Origin of the sequence: Pseudactinotalea sp. Z1748 (assembly GCF_049725185.1) — a bacterium.
In the GTDB taxonomy this organism is placed as follows: Bacteria; Actinomycetota; Actinomycetes; order Actinomycetales; family Beutenbergiaceae; genus CALKWS01.
The window spans coordinates 178,113-196,918 of the sequence record NZ_JBMPQB010000002.1; the positions used below are offsets into that span (position 1 = coordinate 178,113).

The window sequence follows — 18,806 nt, forward strand, 5'->3', positions numbered from 1 at the left end:
GGTGCCATGCGTCGAACCGTCGTCCATCTCCTGCGTCATGGTGAGGTTTACAATCCTGCCGGGGTCCTCTACGGCCGTGCCCCCGGCTACCACCTGTCCGAACGCGGAGAGGCGATGGCCGAGCGGATCGCACAGACCTTCACCGACCGGGGGGCCAACGTCACCCACGTGGTGGCCTCACCGCTGTTGCGGGCCCAGCAGACCGCGACGCCGCTGGCCCGGGCCTACGACCTGGGCATCCACACCGATACGCGCGTGATCGAGGCGCGTAACCACTTCGAGGGGCTGGCGCTGAGCTCCAACCCTCGCGAACTGCTCAAGCCGGTGCACTGGCCGTTCCTGCTCAATCCGTTCCGGCCTTCCTGGGGCGAGCCCTACACCTCCCAGGTCCGCCGGATGTTCGCCGCGATCCGCCAGGCACGCAGCGCGGCCGTCGGTCATGAGGCGGTCATTACCGCGCACCAGCTCCCCATCTGGCTGACCCGCCTTGAGTTGGAGGGACGGCCTAAGTATCACGACCCGCGCAGGCGCGAGTGCGCGCTGGCCTCCCTGACCAGCCTCACCTTCGACGGCGCCACCCTGGTGGACCTGACGTATACCGAGCCGGCTGCCGACCTGCTCGACCCCGCCTCGGCGAGCGTGGGCGCATGAGCAGGACCGTCCAGGCCGCCGTGGCGGCCCTTGCCGCGTTGGCGCTGTTGGCCGGCTGCGCAGGGGCCGACGGCGCTGACGCCACCGCGGACGTGCCGGGGTCCGGATACGTCTCCGGGGATGGCAGCGTGGAGACGTGGGCGCCGAGCGAGCGGGGTGAGGCGGTCGAACTGGCCGGAGTCTCCTATGGCGGGGAGGACATCGACCTGGCCGATCTGCACGGCCAGGTGGTGGTGGTCAACTTCTGGTACGCCAACTGTCCGCCGTGCCGTAAGGAGGCCCCGGACCTGGCGGCGCTGTCGGAGCAGTATGTGCCCGATGGCGTGCAGTTCCTGGGGGTCAACCACACCGACGCTCCGGGCACGGCACAGGCCTTCGAACGCCGTTTCGGCATCCCCTACCCCTCGTTGCACGATCGCGAGTCCGCCGGGGTGGCGGCTTTCCAAGGAGTGGTCCCGTTGCGCGCGATGCCAACGACCGTGGTGCTGGACACGGAGGGACGAGTCGCCGCGCGGATCCTGGGACTGGCCGAGCGGAGCATGCTGTCCACCTTGATCGATGAGACCCTCGCCGAGTGATGGGCTGGCTGGAGCAGGTGGGCGAGAATTTCGCCCAGGCCATCTACAGCGGCCCGATGCTGGCTGCGTTGCCGATCGCACTGCTGGCGGGGTTCATCTCGTTCGCCTCTCCGTGCGTGCTGCCCCTGGTGCCCGGCTACCTCGGCTACATCTCCGCCATGAGCGGGGCCGACGCCGGTGGCAAGGGTGCCGCACGCGGATCGCGGCTACGACTGGTCGCGGGCGTGGGGTTGTTCATCCTGGGCTTCACTGCGGTGTTCGTGCTACTGACCATGGCGCTCAGTACCGCCGGGTTGTTCCTGGTGAGGTGGCAGGACCTGATCACCCGGCTGCTCGGCGTGCTGGTCGTGGTGCTCGGACTGGCCTTCATCGGGCGGATCCCGTTCCTACAGCGCCAGCGCCGCCTGCAGGTCAACCCGAAGGCCGGGGTGTTCGGCGCACCGGTGTTGGGCGTGGTGTTCGGCTTGGGCTGGACCCCGTGCATCGGCCCGACCCTGGCTGCTGTTCTCGCCCTGGCGCACGAGGCCGCTGCCCCGGGCCGGGCACTGGCGTTGGTGATCGCCTACTGCCTGGGTCTGGGGGTGCCGTTCATCATGGTGGCCATGGGGCTGAAGTCCTCCGAGCGCATGATGGGCTTCCTGCGCCGCCACCGGGTGGTCATCATGCGGATCGGCGGGGTGATGCTCGTGCTGATCGGTCTGGCCCTGGTCACCGGCCTGTGGGGTGCCCTCACCCAGTGGATGCAGGGCTACATCGCCAACTTCGAGACCATCATCTGATGGCTCGGTACACCCCCGAGGGGTTGCGCGGAGCGCAGGAGGACGACGGCGGCACTGCTGCCGGTCCCGGAGGCACAGCGGGCCGGAAACAGCCCGCTGCGGCAGTGAGCGCGTCGGGCAACAGGGGCGTTGCGTCGTCCTCGGGCCCGGCCAAGGGGCTGGGCGTGCGCGGGTGGGCGCGCTGGATGTGGCGCCAACTGACGAGCATGCGGGTGGCGCTGCTGCTGCTCCTGCTGCTGTCCGTGGTCGCGATGCCGGGGGCGTTCTTTCCTCAGCGCAGGGTGAACCCGCACCTGGTGGCCCAGTACTACGAGGACAACCCCACCATGGCGCCCTGGCTGGACCGGGCGTACATGTTCGACGTGTTCTCCTCCCCGTGGTTCTCCGCCGTCTACCTGTTGCTGTTCACCTCCCTGATCGGGTGCATCGTGCCGCGTACGATCACCCACGTACGGGGCCTGCGGGCCCAGCCCACCCGGGTTCCCTCCCGATTCACCCGGTTCCCGGTGCGCTCCGAGCGTCCGGTGCGAGGCCCCGCCGCCAAGGTGGCCCAACGCCTGCACACCTCGTTCGGGTGGAGGTACCGCACCACGGCGGCCACCGAGGAGGGGCGGGGGGCGGGCAGTGCCGGGGAGGTGGTGCACACCATCTCCGCCGAGCGTGGCTACGGCAAGGAGACCGGCAACATCGTCTTCCACCTGGCCCTGGTGGGGCTGTTGGTGGTGACCGCATGGGGCGAACTGGTGCATTACCGCGGGCAGGCCATGGTCATCGAGGGCACCACGTTCGTCAACTCCGCCCTGGACTACGACTCGTTCGAGTCCGGAGCGCTGTTCGATGCGGACGCGGTGGACCCCTACCGGATCCGGCTGGATGAGTTCGTACCGGATTTCACCGCCGACGCCCAGCCCCGTGACTTCACCGCCCACGTGACCTTGATGCAGACCGATGGGACCACCAGCGACGAGGCGATCAGGGTGAACCACCCCCTTGGGGTGTCCGGATCCCGGGTGTACCTGATGGGCAACGGTTTCGCGCCGGACCTGACCATCACCGACGCAGCCGGCGAGATCGCGCACGACGGCCCGGTGCCGTTCCTGCCGGCCGACAATGACCTCGGATATACCTCCACCGGCGTGGTGATGGTGCCGGATGCCAATGAGGGACAGACGCAGTTGGCCTTCAACGGCTCCCTGCTGCCCACCGCACTGGAGGGGGAGGACGGGACCTACCTGGGCTCGGCGTACCCCCAGCCGCTGGACCCGGTGATGATCCTGCAGATGTACGTGGGTGACCTGGGCCTGGACGAGGGCTTCCCGCGCAGCCAGTTCGTTCTCGACACCACCGGCCTGGACCAGGCCACCACCACCGGGGAGGACGGCCAGGAGCGCCCGGTGCAGTTGGAACTGCGTCCCGGAGAGAGTGTGGACCTGCCCGATGGGCACGGCACGCTGACCTTCAACGAGTTACCGCGGTTCGTGGCACTGGATCTGCGATACGATCCCGCACCGATCTGGCAGGGCCTGTTCGCCACATTGGCCTTCGGCGGCCTGATCGCCTCCTTGTTCCTGCCCCGGCGGCGGGTCTGGGTGCGTGTGGTTCCCGGCTCCGACGGGACTAGTGTGGTGCACGCTGCCGCGCTGGCCCGTCACGACGATCCAGGGTTGCGCTCCGAACTGGATCGCATCCTGGACGTGCTGCCCGACCCGGGCTCGAAGGAGAAGTGATGTACGACCTGGAGACCCTCAGCACGCTGCTGGTCTACGGCACCATCGTCAGTTATGTCGTGGCCATGGTGTCCTTCGCCATCGACCTGTCCGGCTTCGGCAGGGATGCCGATCCGAACCGTTCCCGGCGCGCGGCCGGTATCGCGATGAGCACCAGTTGGATGGGCCTGGCCTTCCATCTGCTGGCCGTGCTGCTGCGCGGGGTCGCCGCCGAGCGAGTCCCGTGGGCGAACATGTACGAGTTCACGCTGATGTCCACCATGTTCACCATGGCGGTGTTCCTGGTCGTCAACCGGTTCACCGACATCCGTTACCTCGGGGTGCTGATCAGCCTGGTCAACGTGACCGGGCTGTTCGTGGCGATCCTGTTGCTGTACGTGGGGGCCGAGGGCGTGCAGCCGGCACTGCAGTCCTACTGGCTCGTGGTCCACGTCTCGGTCGCCACGCTGGCGACCGGGCTGTTCTGCGTCGCCGCGGCGTTGTCGGTGCTGCAGTTGGTGCGCGGTCGCGACGAGGTGCAGCGCACGGCAGCCGCGGACCGGACGGCGGATCCGGACGGCCCCGGTCCCGAGTCCGGTTCCGGTGGTGCGGGCGTCGCGGATGAGGCAGCCGGTGACACACTGGTGGCGGCGTCGGCACCCAACCGGACGGAGGTCGAGGCGCAATCCCAGGATGGCGCCGTGGCGGTGGACCTGGACGTCCAGGAGCCGGCGATGGCCCCGGCGCGGGACACGTTCTTCTCCCGGTTGCTCGATGCCTTCCCGTCCGCTCAGTCCCTGGAGCGGCTGTCCTACCGGCTCAACGCGGTGGCGTTGGTGGGATGGACCTTCGTGCTGATCACCGGGTCGATCTGGGCTGAGTACGCCTGGGGCCGTGCCTGGAACTGGGACCCCAAGGAAGTGGTCACGCTGGTGGTCTGGCTGATCTACGCCGCCTACTGCCACGTGCGCCTGACCACCGGCTGGGACAAGAAGACGTTCGCCTACTTCTCCCTGGCCGGGTTCGCGGCGCTGATGTTCAACTACTACGGCGTGAACATCTTCATCAACTCCCTGCACTCCTACTCCGGCATCTGAGGCACACCGTCCAGGCCGGTGCGCCGCCGCCATCCACCCGGGCTCGGTTGCCGAGGCCAGAGGTCGTGCCCGAAGCCGTCCTCAACGACCGGCTCCGCGCGTTCACCGACGACACCGCGACGCTGCATCGCTACCTGGTGGACCATGAGATTCTCGGGCACCCCGTCCGGTTCGGAGTACGCCCGAGTCGTGGGAATTCCTGCGGGTTGAACCGGAGTTGCGCCGAGGCTGGTGAGACGCCTCAGCGGCGCCCGTTCTCGTCCTCCTCGGGATGACGCTCCTCCGACCTGCGCCCGGACCGCTCGTCCCGCTCGGGGGTCTCGTCCTCCTCGGCCGGACCGGGGTCGTCCGGATCATCGCCGGATCCAGGGCGGTCATGGCCGCCGCCGGCTGGGTGATCCTCGCCGAGCAGGTCCGGCACCTGGAACTCCTCGGGGACATACAACGGTTCGTCGTCGGCTCCGGCCCCGGCCCCGGAGGACACCGGCCGGTCGGCGCTGGGCGTCACATCGCCCGGATCGCGCCCGCCGGCGGCCGTTCCGGGCTCATCGGTCCGCTCCGGGTCGGGCGCGCCGGTGTCCGCGGGCTGGGGAGGCGCAGCGTCGCGTTGCTGCTGCGCCCGGCGCCGGTCGCGTTCCAGGCGGAACAAGAAGTCCGGGTCATCGTCGGGCGCGAGCGGACCCCGGGGGCGCCGTTGCGGGCCCGAGGAGGGACCGTCGTCGTACTTGCGCCGCATCACCGCGGACACGATCAGCCAGGTCAGGGCACCGGCAAAGGGCAACAGGATGATGATGGCCACCCAGAACCAGTGCGGCAGCCCGAGCCGGATCCGGCTGTCCTGGGTACGCACAGAGTCGATGACGGCGTACGTCATCATCCCGATAGTGATCAGACCGAGGAGTACGTAACGCATTCAAAGAGCCTACGCTGGGAATCATGCCGCTGCTCACTTACACGTTGCTCCGCGTCGCCCTGGTGGTGGGTGCCGGGGCGCTGCTCTATGTGCTGGGTGTGCGGAGTTGGCTGTTGGTGGTCCTCGCGGTGCTCATCGGTGCCGGGCTCTCCTATGTTCTGCTGGCCGGGCCGCGGCAGGCAGCGGCTGACGATCTGGAACGGCGCACCGGTGGGCGCCCCACCAATCTGGAGAAGTCGTTGGCCCGCGACGGTGACGACGAGGACGCCCAGTTCGACGCCCTGGGGCAGGACTACGCCTCCGTGGTCGAGGGCGAGGAGGCGGAGGCGGATGCCGCCCCGCAGGATGCTGAGCACACCGGTCGAGGCGCCGGCGAGCACGGCGGTGCCCCTACCGGGGACGACACCGACGGTCCGGCCTCCCCCCGCGTGTGACCGTGCTCGGAGGCGTGGGAGCGGGCTCGGATGTGATGAGCGCACAGATGTGACCGAGACCACCTCAGGCCAGCGTGAGCACTCCGCCGAGGAGCAGACCCATCCCGAGCACCACGAAGCCGCTGTCGCGCAGCGTGACGATCAACGCACCTGTCTGCGCACCGCGTACCACCCGGCGGGACAGCACCACCGCCGGCCCTGCCAGTACGGCCACCAGCAGTGCCCACGGCTCCCAGAGGGCCACCATCACGCCTGCGAGCACACCCAGTGCCATCATCGCGGCGTAGGCACGCCGTGCCCGCACCTGGCCCAGGCGCACCGCCAGGGTGCGTTTTCCGGCCGGGGCGTCGGTGTCGATATCGCGGATGTTGTTCACCATCAGGATTGCGCAACTGAGCAGGCCCACCGCGAATGCACCCAGCACAGCAGGGGCGTTGATGGTGCCGGCCTGGGTGTAGGTGGTGCCGAGCGTGGCCACCAGGCCGAAGAACACCAGCACGGCCACCTCGCCCAGCCCGGCATAACCGTAGGGGGAGGACCCGCCGGTGTAGAACCAGGCCGCGAGCACGGCCACGGCTCCCACGCCGATCAACCACCAGGCTCCGGCCAGCGCGCTCAGCACCAGGCCCAGGACCGCGGCCACCGCGAAGGAGGCGAATGCGGCCCGTTTGACCGTGACCGGTGGCACCGCACCGGTAGCGGTCAGGCGCATCGGTCCCACCCGCTGGTCGTCGGTTCCGCGGACGCCGTCGGAGTAGTCGTTGGAGAAGTTCACCCCGACCTGCAGGGCCAGGGCCACGCCGGTGGCGAGCAGCGCGCGCGGCGCCGAGGCCGCGCCGGCCCAGGCAGCGGCGCCGGTCCCGATCAGCACCGGGGCGATCGCTGCCGGCAGGGTGCGCACCCTGGCGCCGTGTACCCACGCTGTGAGTGTGGCCATGGTTCTCCGTTCCGACTGACGCGGCGCGACGCGTCGCCGCGAGGCTGGCTGGCGCAGGAGTGTGCGTTCCGAGCGATCCGATCGGCGGGATCGGGTGCGGCCGGGCGTTCCTGAGCAGCGGGACCGATCGAGGATACCCCCGCCGATCGGGTGCGCCGGCCGCCTCAGTCGGGGTGGCGCCGCCCCGCGCCGCGGGCGAGGGCAGCGGCGGCCTCGCGGGCCAGCGCTCGTCGGTCCATCTTGCCCGGTCCGCGCAGCGGGACCTCATCCAGCGCCACGGCCGCTCGCGGCACCTGCGGTCCGGCCCCGAGCTCGGCGGCCACCACCGAGCGGATCGCGGCCAGATCGGGTGCCTGCGGGCCGGGGCCGTGCAGCACGGCGGTCACCAGTTGTCCCCACTGAGGGTCATCCACCCCCACCACGGCCACCTCGGTACCGCGTGCCCAGGTGGCCAGCACCCGCTCGATGGGCCCCGGATGAACATTCACCCCGCCGGTGACGATCACATCATCCAGACGGCCCAGGATCCGCAACCGGCCCTCGGTGAGGGTTCCGGCGTCCGGGGTGCGCAGCCAGCGCACTCCGTCGGTGAGCACGAACGGATCGTCCTGTCCCGGTCCCTCACCCAGGTACCCGGTGGCCAGGACGGGCCCGGCGATCAGCACCCGCCCCTGCTCGATCCGCACCTGCACCCCGTCCAAGGGCACTCCGTCATACACGCACCCACCGCTGGTCTCGGTCATACCGTAGGTGCGCACCACGCGGATCCCGGCGCCGGTGGCCTCGCGAAGCAGGGTCTGCGGCAGCGCGGCCCCGCCCACCAGGATCGCGCTGCAGGTGGCCAGCGCGGCTCTGACCCGGGGCCCGGCCGACAAGGCGCGATGCAACTGGGTGGGCACCAGGGACAGGTAGCGCGGTACTCCAGAGCGCATCGAGCCGATCGCTCGCGCCAGCGCTTCGGGGTCGAAGTGACCCGGTGCCAGCACCACCGGATCGTGCCCGGCCAGGATCGAGCGGACCAGCACCTGCAGGCCCGCGATGTGCGTACTCGGCACCGCCAGCAGCCACTGACCCGGGCCGCCCAGTCGCTCGTGGGTGGCCGTGGCCGAATGCCGCAGCGCGGCCGCTGCCAGGGCCACCGCCCGCCCGGTCCCGGTGGTGCTGCCCGAGGTGCGGACCACCACCGCGGTGCCCGGTGGAGCCGGCGCCGGGCATCCGGTGCCCCTCAGGTCCAACCGCACCGGCTCAGCGCCGGCCAGGGCGGCGCGCAGCCGGCCCAGCAGGCTCATCGCGGTGCCCGGGTTCGTCATGACGGTAAGGGTAGTTCGCCTAGAGTGGGCCGGGTGAAGTCGAGGTTCCGGGCGCCCCGCCGCGCCGTCGTCGTGCTCGTCGCCGCAGCGGTCGGCCTGGCCGGGTGCGCCGGGACCGAGCCGGAGCCGGTCGAGCCCGAGGTCGTCACCGAAACACCCGAACAGTCGGTGGACAAGACACACGCCCCCGGCCCGCACATCGAGGAGACCTGGCCACTGACCGGGGTCGCCGGTGAGGTCGCCGCCCGGGACGTGATGTCGGTGAAGGTGGAGAACTCGGTGGCCGCGCGACCGCAGACGGGCCTGCAGAGCGCCGACATCGTCTGGGAGGAGATGATCGAGGGCGGGGAGACCCGGTTGCTGGCGGTGTACCACTCCACGGTGCCGGAGACCATTGGCCCGATCCGCTCGCTGCGCCCGATGGACATCCCGCTAGCCACCCCGTTCGGGGGGCAGTTGATCTTCTCCGGTGCCCAGCGCGCGTTCCTCGACGCCGCGCACGCCTCCCCGCTGCAGATCCTCACCAATGATGCCGGCGCGGCCGGTTTCTACAGGTCCGCGGACCGGCGTGCCCCCCACAACGTCTACGGCAACACCGCCGACTTCATCGCCCAGGGCTCGGGGGACGAGGACGTGGAGGCAGCGTTCTCCTATGCCCCTGAACCCGAGTTCGCCACCGCCGTGGCCGAGGGGGAGCCCACCGGGTCGCTGCAGTTGAGTTTCCCGAACACCTCACCGAGTTGGACCTGGGCCACCGATGCCGATGCCTGGCTTCGCAGTGAGGCCGGGGCCGATGCGATGACCACCGACGAGGGCAGGCTGTCCGCGGTGAACGTCCTGGTGCTGCGGGTGGAGGTGCGCACCACCTCCTACACCGACCCTTCCGGCTCGCCGGTGCCCGAGTCCGTTGTGACCGGTTCGGGCGAGGCGATCATCGCCACCGGCGGGCACACCATCAGCGGCACCTGGAGCAAGGACGCCGACGACGCCCATGTCCAACTGCGCACCGAGGATGGCGATGAGGTGCTGCTCGCCGCGGGTAACACCTGGGTGGAACTGCTGCCCGTCTCGGGCTCCTCGGTCTCCCTGAACTGACGGTGCCGCTGCGGCTCCGACCCCGCCGGACTGCGACCAGGGTCTGACCCGGCGCACCCCCGGAGGTGGAACCGGGCACCCCGGCTCGATCCCGTCGGGGGACGCGGCGGGAGGCTGGCGCGGCGCACGATCGGGGTGTGACCACTCCTACCCCACCACCGCAGAGCACCGCGCATGGAATTCCCATCCCGCCCGGCCGGGCCACCCTGGGTCGGGCCGGTCACGACTCGCTGCGGTACGACCTGGTGCCGGCCGCCGTGGCCATGCTGATCGTGGTCGTGGTGGTGAGTGCGATCGGGATGGGACTGACCGCGCTGATCACCAGGGTGGCAGGCTTCTTCGGCGGATGAGTCCGTCGGTGCGGACTCAGTAGTAGTACGGGAAGGCGGACCAGTCCGGCTCGCGGCGCTGCAGGAACGCATCGCGTCCCTCCACGGCCTCATCGGTCATGTACGCCAAGCGCGTCGCTTCCCCGGCGAACACCTGTTGCCCGGCCAGGCCGTCGTCGGCGAGGTTGAAGGCGAACTTCAGCATCCGGATCGCCTGCGGGGACTTGGTGGCGATGATCCGGGCGTACTCCAGTGCCCGGTCCTCCAGTTCGGCGTGCGGGACCGCCTCGTTGATCGCTCCCCAGGACTCGGCCTGCGCGGCGGAGTACTCCCGGGCCAGGAAGAAGATCTCCCGGGCCCGCTTGTCCCCGACCTGGCGGGCCAGCAGTGCTGAACCGTACCCGCCGTCGAAGGAGCCGACGTTGGCATCGGTCTGCATGAACTTGGCGTGCTCCGTCGAGGCGATGGTCAGGTCCGAGACCACGTGCAGGCTGTGCCCGCCGCCGGCGGCCCACCCCGGGACGACGGCGATGATCACCTTGGGCATGGTGCGCATCAGTCGCTGCACCTCCAGGATGTGCAGCCGGCCGGCCCGGGCCGGATCCACGGTCTCCGCGCCCGCGCCGTCGGCGTAGCGGTAGCCGTCCCGGCCTCGGATGCGCTGGTCCCCGCCGGAGCAGAACGCCCAGCCGCCGTCGGAGGGGCTGGGTCCGTTCCCGGTCAGGAGCACGGCGGCCACGTCCGGGCTCATCCGGGCGTGGTCCAGGGCGCGGTAGAGCTCATCGACGGTGTGCGGGCGGAAGGCGTTGCGCACTTCCGGCCGGTCGAACGCGATGCGCACCACGGGCAGGTCCGCGGTGTGCTCGCCGCTGCGGTCCACGCCCCGGTGGTAGGTGATGTCGGTGAAGTCCATCCCCGGCACCTCGCGCCAGCGGGCGGGGTCGAAGGTCTGGGAGACCTGGCGGGGCAGTTCGGCACTGGCACTGGGCTGATCGTTCACGCCGTCCACCCTACGGCGCCCCGCGCCATCCTGCGGCGGTGCGCGCCCCCCATGACCGTCAGCACCGGCGTACGTCTGATCGGGCCCTGCCGATGCCTGCCCGGCGAGCGGGCTCGGGGGAGCGGTCCGCGCGGCGGGCCTATCCTGGCCAGGTGCCTACGCCGTCATCCTTCACCTACTCCGTGGGCCTGCGAACCCGTTTCCGCGGCCTGACTGTTCGCGACGGCGTGCTGCTGCGCGGCGAGGCGGGGTGGGCGGAGTTCTCCCCGTTCTGGGATTACGACGACGACGAGGCCCGAACCTGGTGGCGCGCCGCCCGCGCCAGTGCCGACGACCCGTGGCCGGAGCCACGGCGGCACCGGATCCCGATCAACGTGACCGTGCCTGCGGTCGGCCCCGAACGCGCCGCTCAGATCGTGCGCGAGGGCGGGGGGTGCCGCACCGCGAAGGTGAAGGTGGCCGAGCCCGGCCAGGAGGTGGTCGCCGAGCAGGCCCGGCTGGAGGCGGTCCGCGACGCGCTGGGCCCCACCGGGCGGATCCGCATCGACGCCAACGGCGCCTGGGACGTGCCCACCGCACTGGACCGGCTACGACTGCTGGATCGGGCCGCCGGGGGGCTGGAGTACGTTGAGCAGCCCTGCGCCACCGTGCCCGACCTGGCCACGGTGCGTCGACGCAGCAACGTCCCGGTGGCGGCCGATGAGTCGATCCGCCGGGCCGCGGACCCGATGCAGGTGGCCCGGGCCGGCGCCGCCGATGTGGTGGTGCTCAAGGTGCAGCCCCTCGGCGGCGTGACCGCGGCGCTGCGCATCGCGGAGGACGTGGGCCTGCCGGTGGTGGTCTCCTCGGCATTGGAGACCTCGGTCGGAATCGCGGCCGGGCTGGCGCTCGCGGCCGCCCTGCCGGACCTGCCCTACGCCTGCGGTCTGGGCACGGTGAACCTGTTCACCGAGGATGTGGCGGCCCAGCCGCTGATCCCCACTGACGGGGTGCTGCCCGTGGGCCGGGTGGATCCGGATCCGGACCGTCTGGCACGTTGCGGCGCCGATGAGCCGACAAGGCGCCGGTGGCAGGGGAGAATGGCGGCCATGGACGAATCGGCACCGGAGTGAACCTACCCGACCATCCAGCGGCGCTGACCGCCCGGGAGATCGTACGCGCCCTGGTCGCGGCCGGGGTGGATGAGGTGGTCCTGGCGCCGGGTTCGCGCAGCGCCCCGCTGGCGTATGCCCTGCACAGTGCGGAGGCGGCCGGCTGGTTGAACATGACCGTCTGCGTCGATGAGCGCAGTGCCGCCTTCGTGGCCGTGGGCATCGCCCGGCACCGTCCCGTCGCTGTTGTGACCACGTCCGGCACGGCGGTGGCGAACCTGCACCCGGCGGTATTGGAGGCCTCCCACGCAGGGTTGCCGCTGGTGGTCCTCAGCGCCGACCGGCCGCATGAGTTGCGCGGCGTGGGAGCGAACCAGACCACGAACCAGGTGGGCATCTTCGCCGCGGCGGTGCGCTGGCAGGGGGAGATCCCGGCGGCGGACACCGCGACCTCGGCGGTCGTGGGCGTGAACGTCGCGGTGCTGCGTGCGGTCACCGCCGCGCGCGGCTCACGCAGCGCCCACCCCGGCCCGGTCCACCTGAACGTGGCGTTCCGCGACCCGCTCGTTCCGGCCGCAGTGTGGGAGCCGGATGACCGGCCGGTGGATCAGGTGGTCTCCACCGGTGACGGCACCGAGGTGATGCCCGCCCTGCTGCCCCGCGGGCCCCGCACCGTCATCGTGGCCGGGGACGGCGCGGGCGCGGCGGCGGTGGAACTGGCGCAGGCCGGGGGTTGGCCGGTGCTGGCCGAACCCACCTCGGGGGCCCGGTCCGCGGCGCAGGCCGTGACCGCACCCGCTGTGCTCGCTGAGGTCCTGGGCGATGAGGTCCAGCGGGTGGTGGTGCTGGGACGGCCCACGCTGAGCCGGCAGGTCAGTGCCCTGCTGGCACGCAGGGAGGTGGAGGTCGTGGTGGCCGCCCCCGGGCCGGACTGGGTGGATGTGGCCGGCTCGGCCGCGCTGGTCACCCGAGCGGTGACGGTGCTTGCTGAGCCCGGGGCCAGCGAGGTCGCCTGGCTGGACCGGTGGCGCCGCGCCTCCGAACAGGCGCACCAGGTGCTGGAGAGCCTGGCCGCCGAGCGCCTCGGCGGCCCGCAGGTGGCGAGGGCTCTGCTCGGTCCGCGCGGCACGGCCGGCACCGTGGTGCTGGGGTCCTCGATGTCGGTGCGCGATGCTGACCTGGCCGCCGGCGTGGGCGCTGGATTCACCGGCGTTCCGGTGCTCGCCAACCGTGGGCTGAGCGGGATCGACGGCACGGTCTCCACCGCGACGGGCGTGGCGGTGGCCACCGGTGAACCGGTGCGCGCGTTGATCGGTGACCTGAGCTTCCAGCACGATGTGGGCGGCTTGGCCCGGGGCCGGCTGGAACGGGAGGTGAACCTGCAGGTGATCGTGCTCAACGACGACGGGGGATCGATCTTCGCCACCCTCGAGCACGGGCGTCCCGAGCTCGCCGAGATCTATCCCAGGGTGTTCGGCACCCCGCAGGGACTGGATATCGAGGCCCTCGCCCGCGGGTTCGGCGCCGCGTATCGCAGCGTGGAGGATGCCGGGGAACTGGCGGCGGTGCTGGCCGAGCCGGTGCGTGGGCGCTCGGTGGTGGAGGTCAGGCTCGATGGTGCCGCGGCACGCGAGCGGGCCCTGGACCTGCAGGCCCGGATCCGGGACCACGTGGTGGGTGCCGGCGACGGTTGAGGTCACCGGGCCGGTGGGCGCGGAATGCCGCTTCGTCCTCGACCAGTACCGTTGGATCCATGAGTCTCGAGGATGCCCAGCAGAAGATGCGCGACGCCGGCGTGCACGATCGCGCAATCGATGTCTTCACGCACTACTACGGCGAACTGGCCTCCGGTTCGACCGGCATGATCGCCGAGGCTGACATCACACCCCTGACCGACGTGCCCCGGATCGATTCGGTCGAGGTCGCCGCCGAACCGGCCCGCGACGCGCTCGCGCACACGGCGATGATCAAGTTGAACGGCGGGCTCGGTACCTCGATGGGCATGGACCGGGCCAAGTCGCTGCTGCCGGTGCGTCCGAGTATGAGCTTTCTGGACGTGATCGTGGGCCAGGTTCGCCACGCCCGGAAGCGCTACGACGTGCCGCTGCCGCTGTTGTTCATGAACTCCTTCCGCACCCGGGCCGATACCCTCGCGGCGCTCGCGGCCTACCCGGACCTGGAGGTAGGGGATCTGGGCCTGGACTTCCTGCAGAACCAGGAGCCGAAACTGCTGGTGGAGGACCTGTCCCCGGTGAGTTGGCCGGCTGATCCTGCTCTGGAGTGGTGCCCGCCCGGGCACGGAGACCTGTACACCGCCCTGGAGGTCTCCGGAACACTCGAACGCTTGCTCGCTGCCGGGTTCCGGTACGCGGCCATCTCCAACTCCGACAACCTCGGCTCTGCCCCTGATGGCCGCATCGCGGGCTGGTTCGCCGCTTCCGGGGCCCCGTACGCCGCCGAGGTGTGCCGGCGCACGCCGGCCGACGTCAAGGGTGGTTACCTGGTGCGCCGGCGCAGTGACGACCGGTTGGTGCTGCGCGAGACGGCGCAGACGCGTGCGGAGGACATGGCCGAGGCGATGGACATCGGCAAGCACGCCTACTTCCACACCAACAACCTCTGGTTCGACCTGCGGGTGCTGCAGCGCACGCTGACCGAGCGCCAGGGGGTGCTCGGTCTCCCGCTGATCCGCAACCTCAAGACAGTTGACCCCACGGACAAGACCTCGCCGCAGGTGTACCAGATCGAGACGGCGATGGGTGCCGCGGTGCAGGTGTTCGAGGGCGCCCGGGCCATCGAGGTCGAGCGCAGCCGGTTCCGTCCGGTCAAGACCACCAACGATCTGCTCGTGCTCCGCTCCGACACCTACGAGTTGGGCGAGGACTTCGTCCTCACCGACCGTGCCGAGACCCCGCTGGTGAATCTCGACGAGGAGTACTACAAGAAGATCGCCGACTTCGATGCGCGCATTCCTGATGCGCCCTCCCTGGTGGGTGCCGAGGCCCTGACCGTGACCGGGGACTGGACGTTCGAACCGGACGTGACCGTGCGCGGGCGGGTGCACCTGCGCGGTGATGCCGAGCCACGCACCATCCCCTCCGGCACGGTGTACGACGACGTGGCCCTGGACGCCACCGCAGACTGACGGCCGCTGCTCACGCGCCCGCCCCGCCGCTCACGCGCCGGCCCCGCCGCTCACGCGCCCGCCCCGCCGCTCACGCGCCGGCCCCGCCGCTCACGCGCCCGCCCCGCCGCTCACGCGCCGGCCCCGCCGCTCACGCGCCGGCCCCGCCGCAACCATCCAATTGGATGATTCGGGCGCAATCGGCCGGTTGGGCCCCGCCCGAACCAACCAATTGAACCCCTCGGGCGAATTGGTCGAGCGGGAAGGCGGGCGGTGGCAGGTCGCTGGTGCCGACCTGGCACCTGGTGAGCGGAGCGGTAGCGGCTGTGGATAAGTCCGGGGTCGCGCGTCCGCGATCTGCCAGGGTCGTGTCATGGTCAGCCTCGACCGGACACGTCCGTTCACGGTCCGCCAGGCCCTGGCGGCAGGGGTCACGCCTGCGAGTCTGAAGAACCCGCGCCACTACCGGAGGCTGTTCCGGGGTGTGTATGTCGGCGCAGAGGCAAACGTGGACCTGCAGACTCGCGCCCGCGCCGCGCTCCTGCTGCACCCATCCGGAGCGGTCGCCTCGCACACCACGGCAGCCGCGTTGCAGCGGATCCCGGTGCCGATCGACGCCGATGTCCATGTGACGGTCCTCAAGGAGTCGCATCGGCGCCGTCGCCCGGGCTTGCACAGCCACCTCCGGACGCAAGCGCGCGGACGCGTCGTCGACGGTGTCCCATGTTCCTGGGGTGCCCAACTGTTCACCGAACTCGCCCAGAACCTGCAACTGGTGGACCTGGTGATCGCAGGCGATGCCATGGTCAGGATCGAACGTGTTGCGCCGTCAGTCTTGGTGCCGGCAACCGGTCCGGGCTTGGGGCGGGCCCGCCGTGCTGCAGCCCTGGTGCGTTCCGGGGTGGAGTCCCCGATGGAGACCAGAGTGCGGTTGCTCCTGATCTGGGCCGGCTTTCCGGAGCCGATGATCAATCTGGCACTCAGGCACAGTGCAGGCACCTACCGTCCCGACCTGTGCTGGCCGGACATCCGACTGGCCGTGGAGTACGACGGGCAGCACCACCGCACCGATCTCGACCAGTGGGAGTCCGACATCCGCCGGCGGGAATGGTTTCAGAGTCAGGGTTGGACAATCCTGACCCTGATTTCGCGGGATGTGTTCCGGCAGCAACCCGAGACGATCCATCGGGTCCACGAGGCGTGGAAAGCGTGCGGCGGCGCGCCCTTCGCGCTCCAGGCACACTGGCAGGTGCCTTTCGGGCTGGCCGCCGTCGCCTGAACACCGCCGAAACCATCCAATTGGTGCGCTTCAGCGAGGTCAGAGGTCGTAGCCCCGCCGGAACAGTCCAATTGGACGGTTAGGGCGCGTGGGGCTGGGGTGAGGGGGGCGGGCGCGTGGGGACGGGGGCGAACCGCGCGGGTCAGATCCGCAGCGCTGCGCGCATCGGGGCCAGTTTCGCCTCCGCCTCGCCCAGTTCCGCCACCGGGTCGGACGCCGCGACGATGCCGCAGCCGGCAAACAACCGCAACTCTCGCCCGGACGGCTCCACCTGCGCACACCGCAGCGCGATCCCCCACTCGCCGTCGCCGTCGGCGCCGATCCATCCGACCGGGCCGGCATAGCGACCCCGGTCCATCTGCTCGTGCTCGGCGATCATCTCGGCGGCTTGGGGCGTCGGGGTGCCGCACACCGCGGCTGTGGGGTGCAGGCGCGCGGCGAGATCGAGGGAACTCAGGTCGGCGTGCTCGGTGGCCAGGACCGCAGTGACGTCGGTGGCCAGGTGCATCACGTTCGGAAGATGCAGGACGAACGGCGCGTCCTGGGCATTGGTGGAGGCAGCCACCGGGCGCAGGGAATCCATCAGCGACCGCACCGCGAACTCGTGCTCCTCCAGGTCTTTGGAGGAGCGGGCCAGGGATGCCGCATGGGTCAGATCCGCCTCATCATCCCCGGTGCGCGGGATCGTGCCGGCCAGTACCCGGGACGAGACCAGGCCACGCTCGCGGCGGACCAGCAACTCCGGGGTCGCCCCGATCAGACCGTCGACGGCGAAAGTCCAGGTAGTGGGATAGGCGTGGGCCAGTTGTGTCAGCACCGGGCGGATGTCCAACTCCTCGGCGACCTGGACGTGCTCCTCCCGAGCCATCACCACCTTGGCCACCTCGCCACCGCGGATCCGGGCGATCACGCGCTCGACCTGTTCCACCCACTCATCGGGGTCCAGTGCGCCGGGCAGCACCTGGACCCCCCGGTGCGGTCGCAACGGACTGACCTGCTCGCGCAATTGCGCCAGCGTCGGAGCCGGGCCGAGCGGGGGTAGGGATGGCTCATCCACCGGGTCCACCGAGCTCACCGTGGTGATCCAGGTGCGTCCGTCCCGGGAACCCAGCACCACCTCCGGAACCAGCAGCACGCTCGGGGCGTTGGTGGCGGGCGCGAACGTGAACGCCCCGAACGCCACCGGTCCGCTACCGGGCAGGTCCACCTCATCACGGACCACCAGGTGCTCGGTGAACTCGCGCCAGGCACCCATTGCGTCGGCGAACCGGTCCGGCCCGCTGGAGGTGAATCGGGCGACCTGCCCCCAGCCCACCAGACCCGCACCGCGCCGCAACCACAGGTGCGCGGCGTCGGCGCGGGGTCGGGGCAACAGCCCGATCAGATCCCCGTCCGACAGCGTCTCACCGCCGGTGTCGAGTTCACGGGTGCGGACCAACAGCGATGGGGAACCCTTGGAAGCGGGCTGCGGAACGGAGGCGGACATCCCGGTCACCTTAATGTGCCCGGCCATGATTCAGCGCATCGGAGCAGATCGCCCTCCCGGCGTTCCCCGCGCGGCCCGGAGTGCGCGAGGATGGTCCCCATGTCACGCGCATCCCTGGCCAAGGACCCACGCGACGTTGCAGGAATGTTCGACGGCGTCGCACGCAACTACGACCTGACCAACGACGTGTTGTCGATGGGGATGGACCGCTTGTGGCGCCGCTCCACCTTCCGGGCGGTCGACGCCGGACCGGGTCAGCGGGTGCTCGACCTGGCCGCCGGCACCGGCACCTCCAGCGAGGACTACGCCGACGCCGGGATCGACGTGGTCTCCTGCGACTTCTCGCCCGGCATGGTCGCCGTAGGAAAGGCCCGCCGCCCGGATCTGGCGTTCGTGGTGGCCGACGCCCTCCGGTTGCCCTTCGCTGATGCCAGTTTCGATGCGGTGACGATCTCGTTCGCGCTGCGCAACCTCGTGGACCCGGTGGCCGGCATGCGGGAGATGGCCCGCGTGACCCGGCCCGGGGGGCGGCTGGTGGTGTGCGAGTTCTCCACCCCGCCGAATGTGGCCTGGCGGGGCCTCTACGGGTTCTACCGCGATCAGGTGCTCCCCCGGATGGCGCAGGTGGTGGGCTCCAACAGCGAGGCGTACGAGTACCTCTCGGAGTCGATCGCGGACTGGCCCGACCAGGACGCGCTGGCCGTGCTGATGCACCAGGCAGGGTGGCGCAGTGTGGCCTACCGCAACCTGTCCGGTGGGATCGTGGCCCTGCACCGGGCGACCAAGCCGGTATAGCACCGAGCATGCCGGACGGGGCTGGTGATCTCTGTCACAGGGGGTGTCGGCAGGTGGGGCCGGCCGACGACGGCGCCGGCCCGGTCGGTGGGCGGGCGCGCGGCGTCCGGCGGGCCTCGGTGGGGGTCGGGATGGCGCATAACCGCTTGCCGGTGACGGTTGAGACCGCCTCGTCCAAATGGCGACAAGCACCATGAATTAA

General features: G+C 70.7%; 19 protein-coding genes. 14 read left to right on the forward strand and 5 right to left on the reverse strand.

What is annotated here, in order from left to right; translation table 11 throughout:
- Positions 1–6: 6 nt before the first annotated feature.
- The 6 genes from ACO0LU_RS05080 to ACO0LU_RS05105 are packed head-to-tail and all read left to right on the forward strand — an operon-like array spanning position 7 to position 5,086.
- Positions 7–651: a histidine phosphatase family protein gene (locus ACO0LU_RS05080; RefSeq protein ID WP_424790342.1), complete on the forward strand. Its 645-nt coding sequence runs from the start codon at positions 7–9 to the stop codon at positions 649–651.
- Positions 648–1,229: a TlpA family protein disulfide reductase gene (locus ACO0LU_RS05085; RefSeq protein WP_424790343.1), complete on the forward strand. Its 582-nt coding sequence runs from the start codon at positions 648–650 to the stop codon at positions 1,227–1,229. Before ACO0LU_RS05080 ends, ACO0LU_RS05085 begins: the two co-directional genes overlap by 4 nt.
- Positions 1,229–2,008 (forward strand): cytochrome c biogenesis CcdA family protein, encoded by a 780-nt coding sequence (locus ACO0LU_RS05090; RefSeq protein ID WP_424790746.1) that lies wholly within the window; start codon positions 1,229–1,231, stop codon positions 2,006–2,008. Before ACO0LU_RS05085 ends, ACO0LU_RS05090 begins: the two co-directional genes overlap by 1 nt.
- Positions 2,008–3,735, forward strand: a complete 1,728-nt coding sequence (resB, locus tag ACO0LU_RS05095) for a cytochrome c biogenesis protein ResB (RefSeq protein ID WP_424790344.1) — start codon at positions 2,008–2,010, stop codon at positions 3,733–3,735. The genes ACO0LU_RS05090 and resB overlap by 1 nt, the downstream gene beginning before the upstream one ends.
- Positions 3,735–4,811, forward strand: coding sequence for a c-type cytochrome biogenesis protein CcsB (gene ccsB, locus ACO0LU_RS05100; protein ID WP_424790345.1), 1,077 nt, complete (start codon positions 3,735–3,737; stop codon positions 4,809–4,811). The genes resB and ccsB overlap by 1 nt, the downstream gene beginning before the upstream one ends.
- 47 nt (positions 4,812–4,858) lie before the next feature.
- On the forward strand, positions 4,859–5,086 hold the full coding sequence (locus ACO0LU_RS05105) for a DUF2087 domain-containing protein (RefSeq protein WP_424790346.1): 228 nt from the start codon (positions 4,859–4,861) through the stop codon (positions 5,084–5,086).
- On the opposite strand, the gene ACO0LU_RS05110 is transcribed toward ACO0LU_RS05105, so the two are convergent.
- Positions 5,053–5,724 (reverse strand): PLDc N-terminal domain-containing protein, encoded by a 672-nt coding sequence (locus ACO0LU_RS05110; RefSeq protein WP_424790347.1) that lies wholly within the window; start codon positions 5,722–5,724, stop codon positions 5,053–5,055. The genes ACO0LU_RS05105 and ACO0LU_RS05110 overlap by 34 nt on opposite strands.
- Positions 5,725–5,747: 23 nt before the next feature.
- Between ACO0LU_RS05110 and ACO0LU_RS05115 the strand changes: the two genes are divergently transcribed.
- A complete protein-coding gene (locus ACO0LU_RS05115) occupies positions 5,748–6,158 on the forward strand; it encodes a DUF4229 domain-containing protein (RefSeq protein WP_424790348.1) in 411 nt (136 codons plus the stop codon).
- Between the two features lie 64 nt (positions 6,159–6,222).
- On the opposite strand, the gene ACO0LU_RS05120 is transcribed toward ACO0LU_RS05115, so the two are convergent.
- Complete coding sequence (locus ACO0LU_RS05120; protein ID WP_424790349.1) at positions 6,223–7,095, reverse strand: 1,4-dihydroxy-2-naphthoate polyprenyltransferase; 873 nt, start codon at positions 7,093–7,095, stop codon at positions 6,223–6,225.
- A 164-nt stretch (positions 7,096–7,259) separates the two neighbouring features.
- Positions 7,260–8,405 carry an o-succinylbenzoate--CoA ligase gene (gene menE / locus ACO0LU_RS05125; protein WP_424790350.1) on the reverse strand — a complete coding sequence of 382 codons (1,146 nt, stop codon included), beginning with the start codon at positions 8,403–8,405 and terminating at the stop codon, positions 7,260–7,262.
- A 33-nt stretch (positions 8,406–8,438) separates the two neighbouring features.
- Between menE and ACO0LU_RS05130 the strand changes: the two genes are divergently transcribed.
- Positions 8,439–9,500: a DUF3048 domain-containing protein gene (locus tag ACO0LU_RS05130; protein WP_424790351.1), complete on the forward strand. Its 1,062-nt coding sequence runs from the start codon at positions 8,439–8,441 to the stop codon at positions 9,498–9,500.
- A gap of 137 nt (positions 9,501–9,637) precedes the next feature.
- Complete coding sequence (locus tag ACO0LU_RS05135; protein ID WP_424790352.1) at positions 9,638–9,850, forward strand: hypothetical protein; 213 nt, start codon at positions 9,638–9,640, stop codon at positions 9,848–9,850.
- A gap of 16 nt (positions 9,851–9,866) precedes the next feature.
- On the opposite strand, the gene ACO0LU_RS05140 is transcribed toward ACO0LU_RS05135, so the two are convergent.
- Entirely contained in the window at positions 9,867–10,829 is a 963-nt protein-coding gene (locus tag ACO0LU_RS05140) for a 1,4-dihydroxy-2-naphthoyl-CoA synthase (protein WP_424790353.1), read from the reverse strand.
- 152 nt (positions 10,830–10,981) lie between these two features.
- Here ACO0LU_RS05140 and ACO0LU_RS05145 point away from each other — a divergent pair, with 152 nt between their 5' ends.
- The 4 genes from ACO0LU_RS05145 to ACO0LU_RS05160 all read left to right on the forward strand — a co-directional run bounded on the left by ACO0LU_RS05145 (position 10,982) and on the right by ACO0LU_RS05160 (position 16,323).
- Complete coding sequence (locus ACO0LU_RS05145; protein ID WP_424790354.1) at positions 10,982–11,941, forward strand: o-succinylbenzoate synthase; 960 nt, start codon at positions 10,982–10,984, stop codon at positions 11,939–11,941.
- The gene (gene menD / locus ACO0LU_RS05150; protein ID WP_424790355.1) at positions 11,896–13,614 is read left to right on the forward strand and encodes a 2-succinyl-5-enolpyruvyl-6-hydroxy-3-cyclohexene-1-carboxylic-acid synthase; all 1,719 of its coding nucleotides are present in this window, start codon (positions 11,896–11,898) and stop codon (positions 13,612–13,614) included. Before ACO0LU_RS05145 ends, menD begins: the two co-directional genes overlap by 46 nt.
- A 59-nt stretch (positions 13,615–13,673) precedes the next feature.
- Entirely contained in the window at positions 13,674–15,065 is a 1,392-nt protein-coding gene (locus ACO0LU_RS05155) for a UTP--glucose-1-phosphate uridylyltransferase (RefSeq protein WP_424790356.1), read from the forward strand.
- Between the two features lie 352 nt (positions 15,066–15,417).
- Positions 15,418–16,323 carry an endonuclease domain-containing protein gene (locus ACO0LU_RS05160; protein WP_424790357.1) on the forward strand — a complete coding sequence of 302 codons (906 nt, stop codon included), beginning with the start codon at positions 15,418–15,420 and terminating at the stop codon, positions 16,321–16,323.
- A gap of 142 nt (positions 16,324–16,465) precedes the next feature.
- On the opposite strand, the gene ACO0LU_RS05165 is transcribed toward ACO0LU_RS05160, so the two are convergent.
- A complete protein-coding gene (locus tag ACO0LU_RS05165) occupies positions 16,466–17,809 on the reverse strand; it encodes an isochorismate synthase (protein ID WP_424790358.1) in 1,344 nt (447 codons plus the stop codon).
- A 99-nt stretch (positions 17,810–17,908) separates the two neighbouring features.
- Here ACO0LU_RS05165 and ACO0LU_RS05170 point away from each other — a divergent pair, with 99 nt between their 5' ends.
- The gene (locus ACO0LU_RS05170; protein WP_424790359.1) at positions 17,909–18,604 is read left to right on the forward strand and encodes a demethylmenaquinone methyltransferase; all 696 of its coding nucleotides are present in this window, start codon (positions 17,909–17,911) and stop codon (positions 18,602–18,604) included.
- Positions 18,605–18,806 lie beyond the last annotated feature (202 nt).

Excerpts from the sequence above, each read along its gene's own strand:
- ACO0LU_RS05155 (WP_424790356.1), top strand. The coding sequence starts at position 13,674 with ATGAGTCTCGAGGATGCCCAGCAGAAGATGCGCGACGCCGGCGTGCAC.
- resB (WP_424790344.1), top strand. The coding sequence starts at position 2,008 with ATGGCTCGGTACACCCCCGAGGGGTTGCGCGGAGCGCAGGAGGACGAC.
- ACO0LU_RS05115 (WP_424790348.1), top strand. The coding sequence starts at position 5,748 with ATGCCGCTGCTCACTTACACGTTGCTCCGCGTCGCCCTGGTGGTGGGT.
- menE (WP_424790350.1), bottom strand. The coding sequence starts at position 8,405 with ATGACGAACCCGGGCACCGCGATGAGCCTGCTGGGCCGGCTGCGCGCC.
- ACO0LU_RS05170 (WP_424790359.1), top strand. The coding sequence starts at position 17,909 with ATGTCACGCGCATCCCTGGCCAAGGACCCACGCGACGTTGCAGGAATG.
- ACO0LU_RS05080 (WP_424790342.1), top strand. The coding sequence starts at position 7 with ATGCGTCGAACCGTCGTCCATCTCCTGCGTCATGGTGAGGTTTACAAT.
- ACO0LU_RS05120 (WP_424790349.1), bottom strand. The coding sequence starts at position 7,095 with ATGGCCACACTCACAGCGTGGGTACACGGCGCCAGGGTGCGCACCCTG.
- ACO0LU_RS05165 (WP_424790358.1), bottom strand. The coding sequence starts at position 17,809 with ATGTCCGCCTCCGTTCCGCAGCCCGCTTCCAAGGGTTCCCCATCGCTG.
- ACO0LU_RS05160 (WP_424790357.1), top strand. The coding sequence starts at position 15,418 with ATGGTCAGCCTCGACCGGACACGTCCGTTCACGGTCCGCCAGGCCCTG.
- ACO0LU_RS05085 (WP_424790343.1), top strand. The coding sequence starts at position 648 with ATGAGCAGGACCGTCCAGGCCGCCGTGGCGGCCCTTGCCGCGTTGGCG.
- ACO0LU_RS05110 (WP_424790347.1), bottom strand. The coding sequence starts at position 5,724 with ATGCGTTACGTACTCCTCGGTCTGATCACTATCGGGATGATGACGTAC.
- ACO0LU_RS05090 (WP_424790746.1), top strand. The coding sequence starts at position 1,229 with ATGGGCTGGCTGGAGCAGGTGGGCGAGAATTTCGCCCAGGCCATCTAC.
- ccsB (WP_424790345.1), top strand. The coding sequence starts at position 3,735 with ATGTACGACCTGGAGACCCTCAGCACGCTGCTGGTCTACGGCACCATC.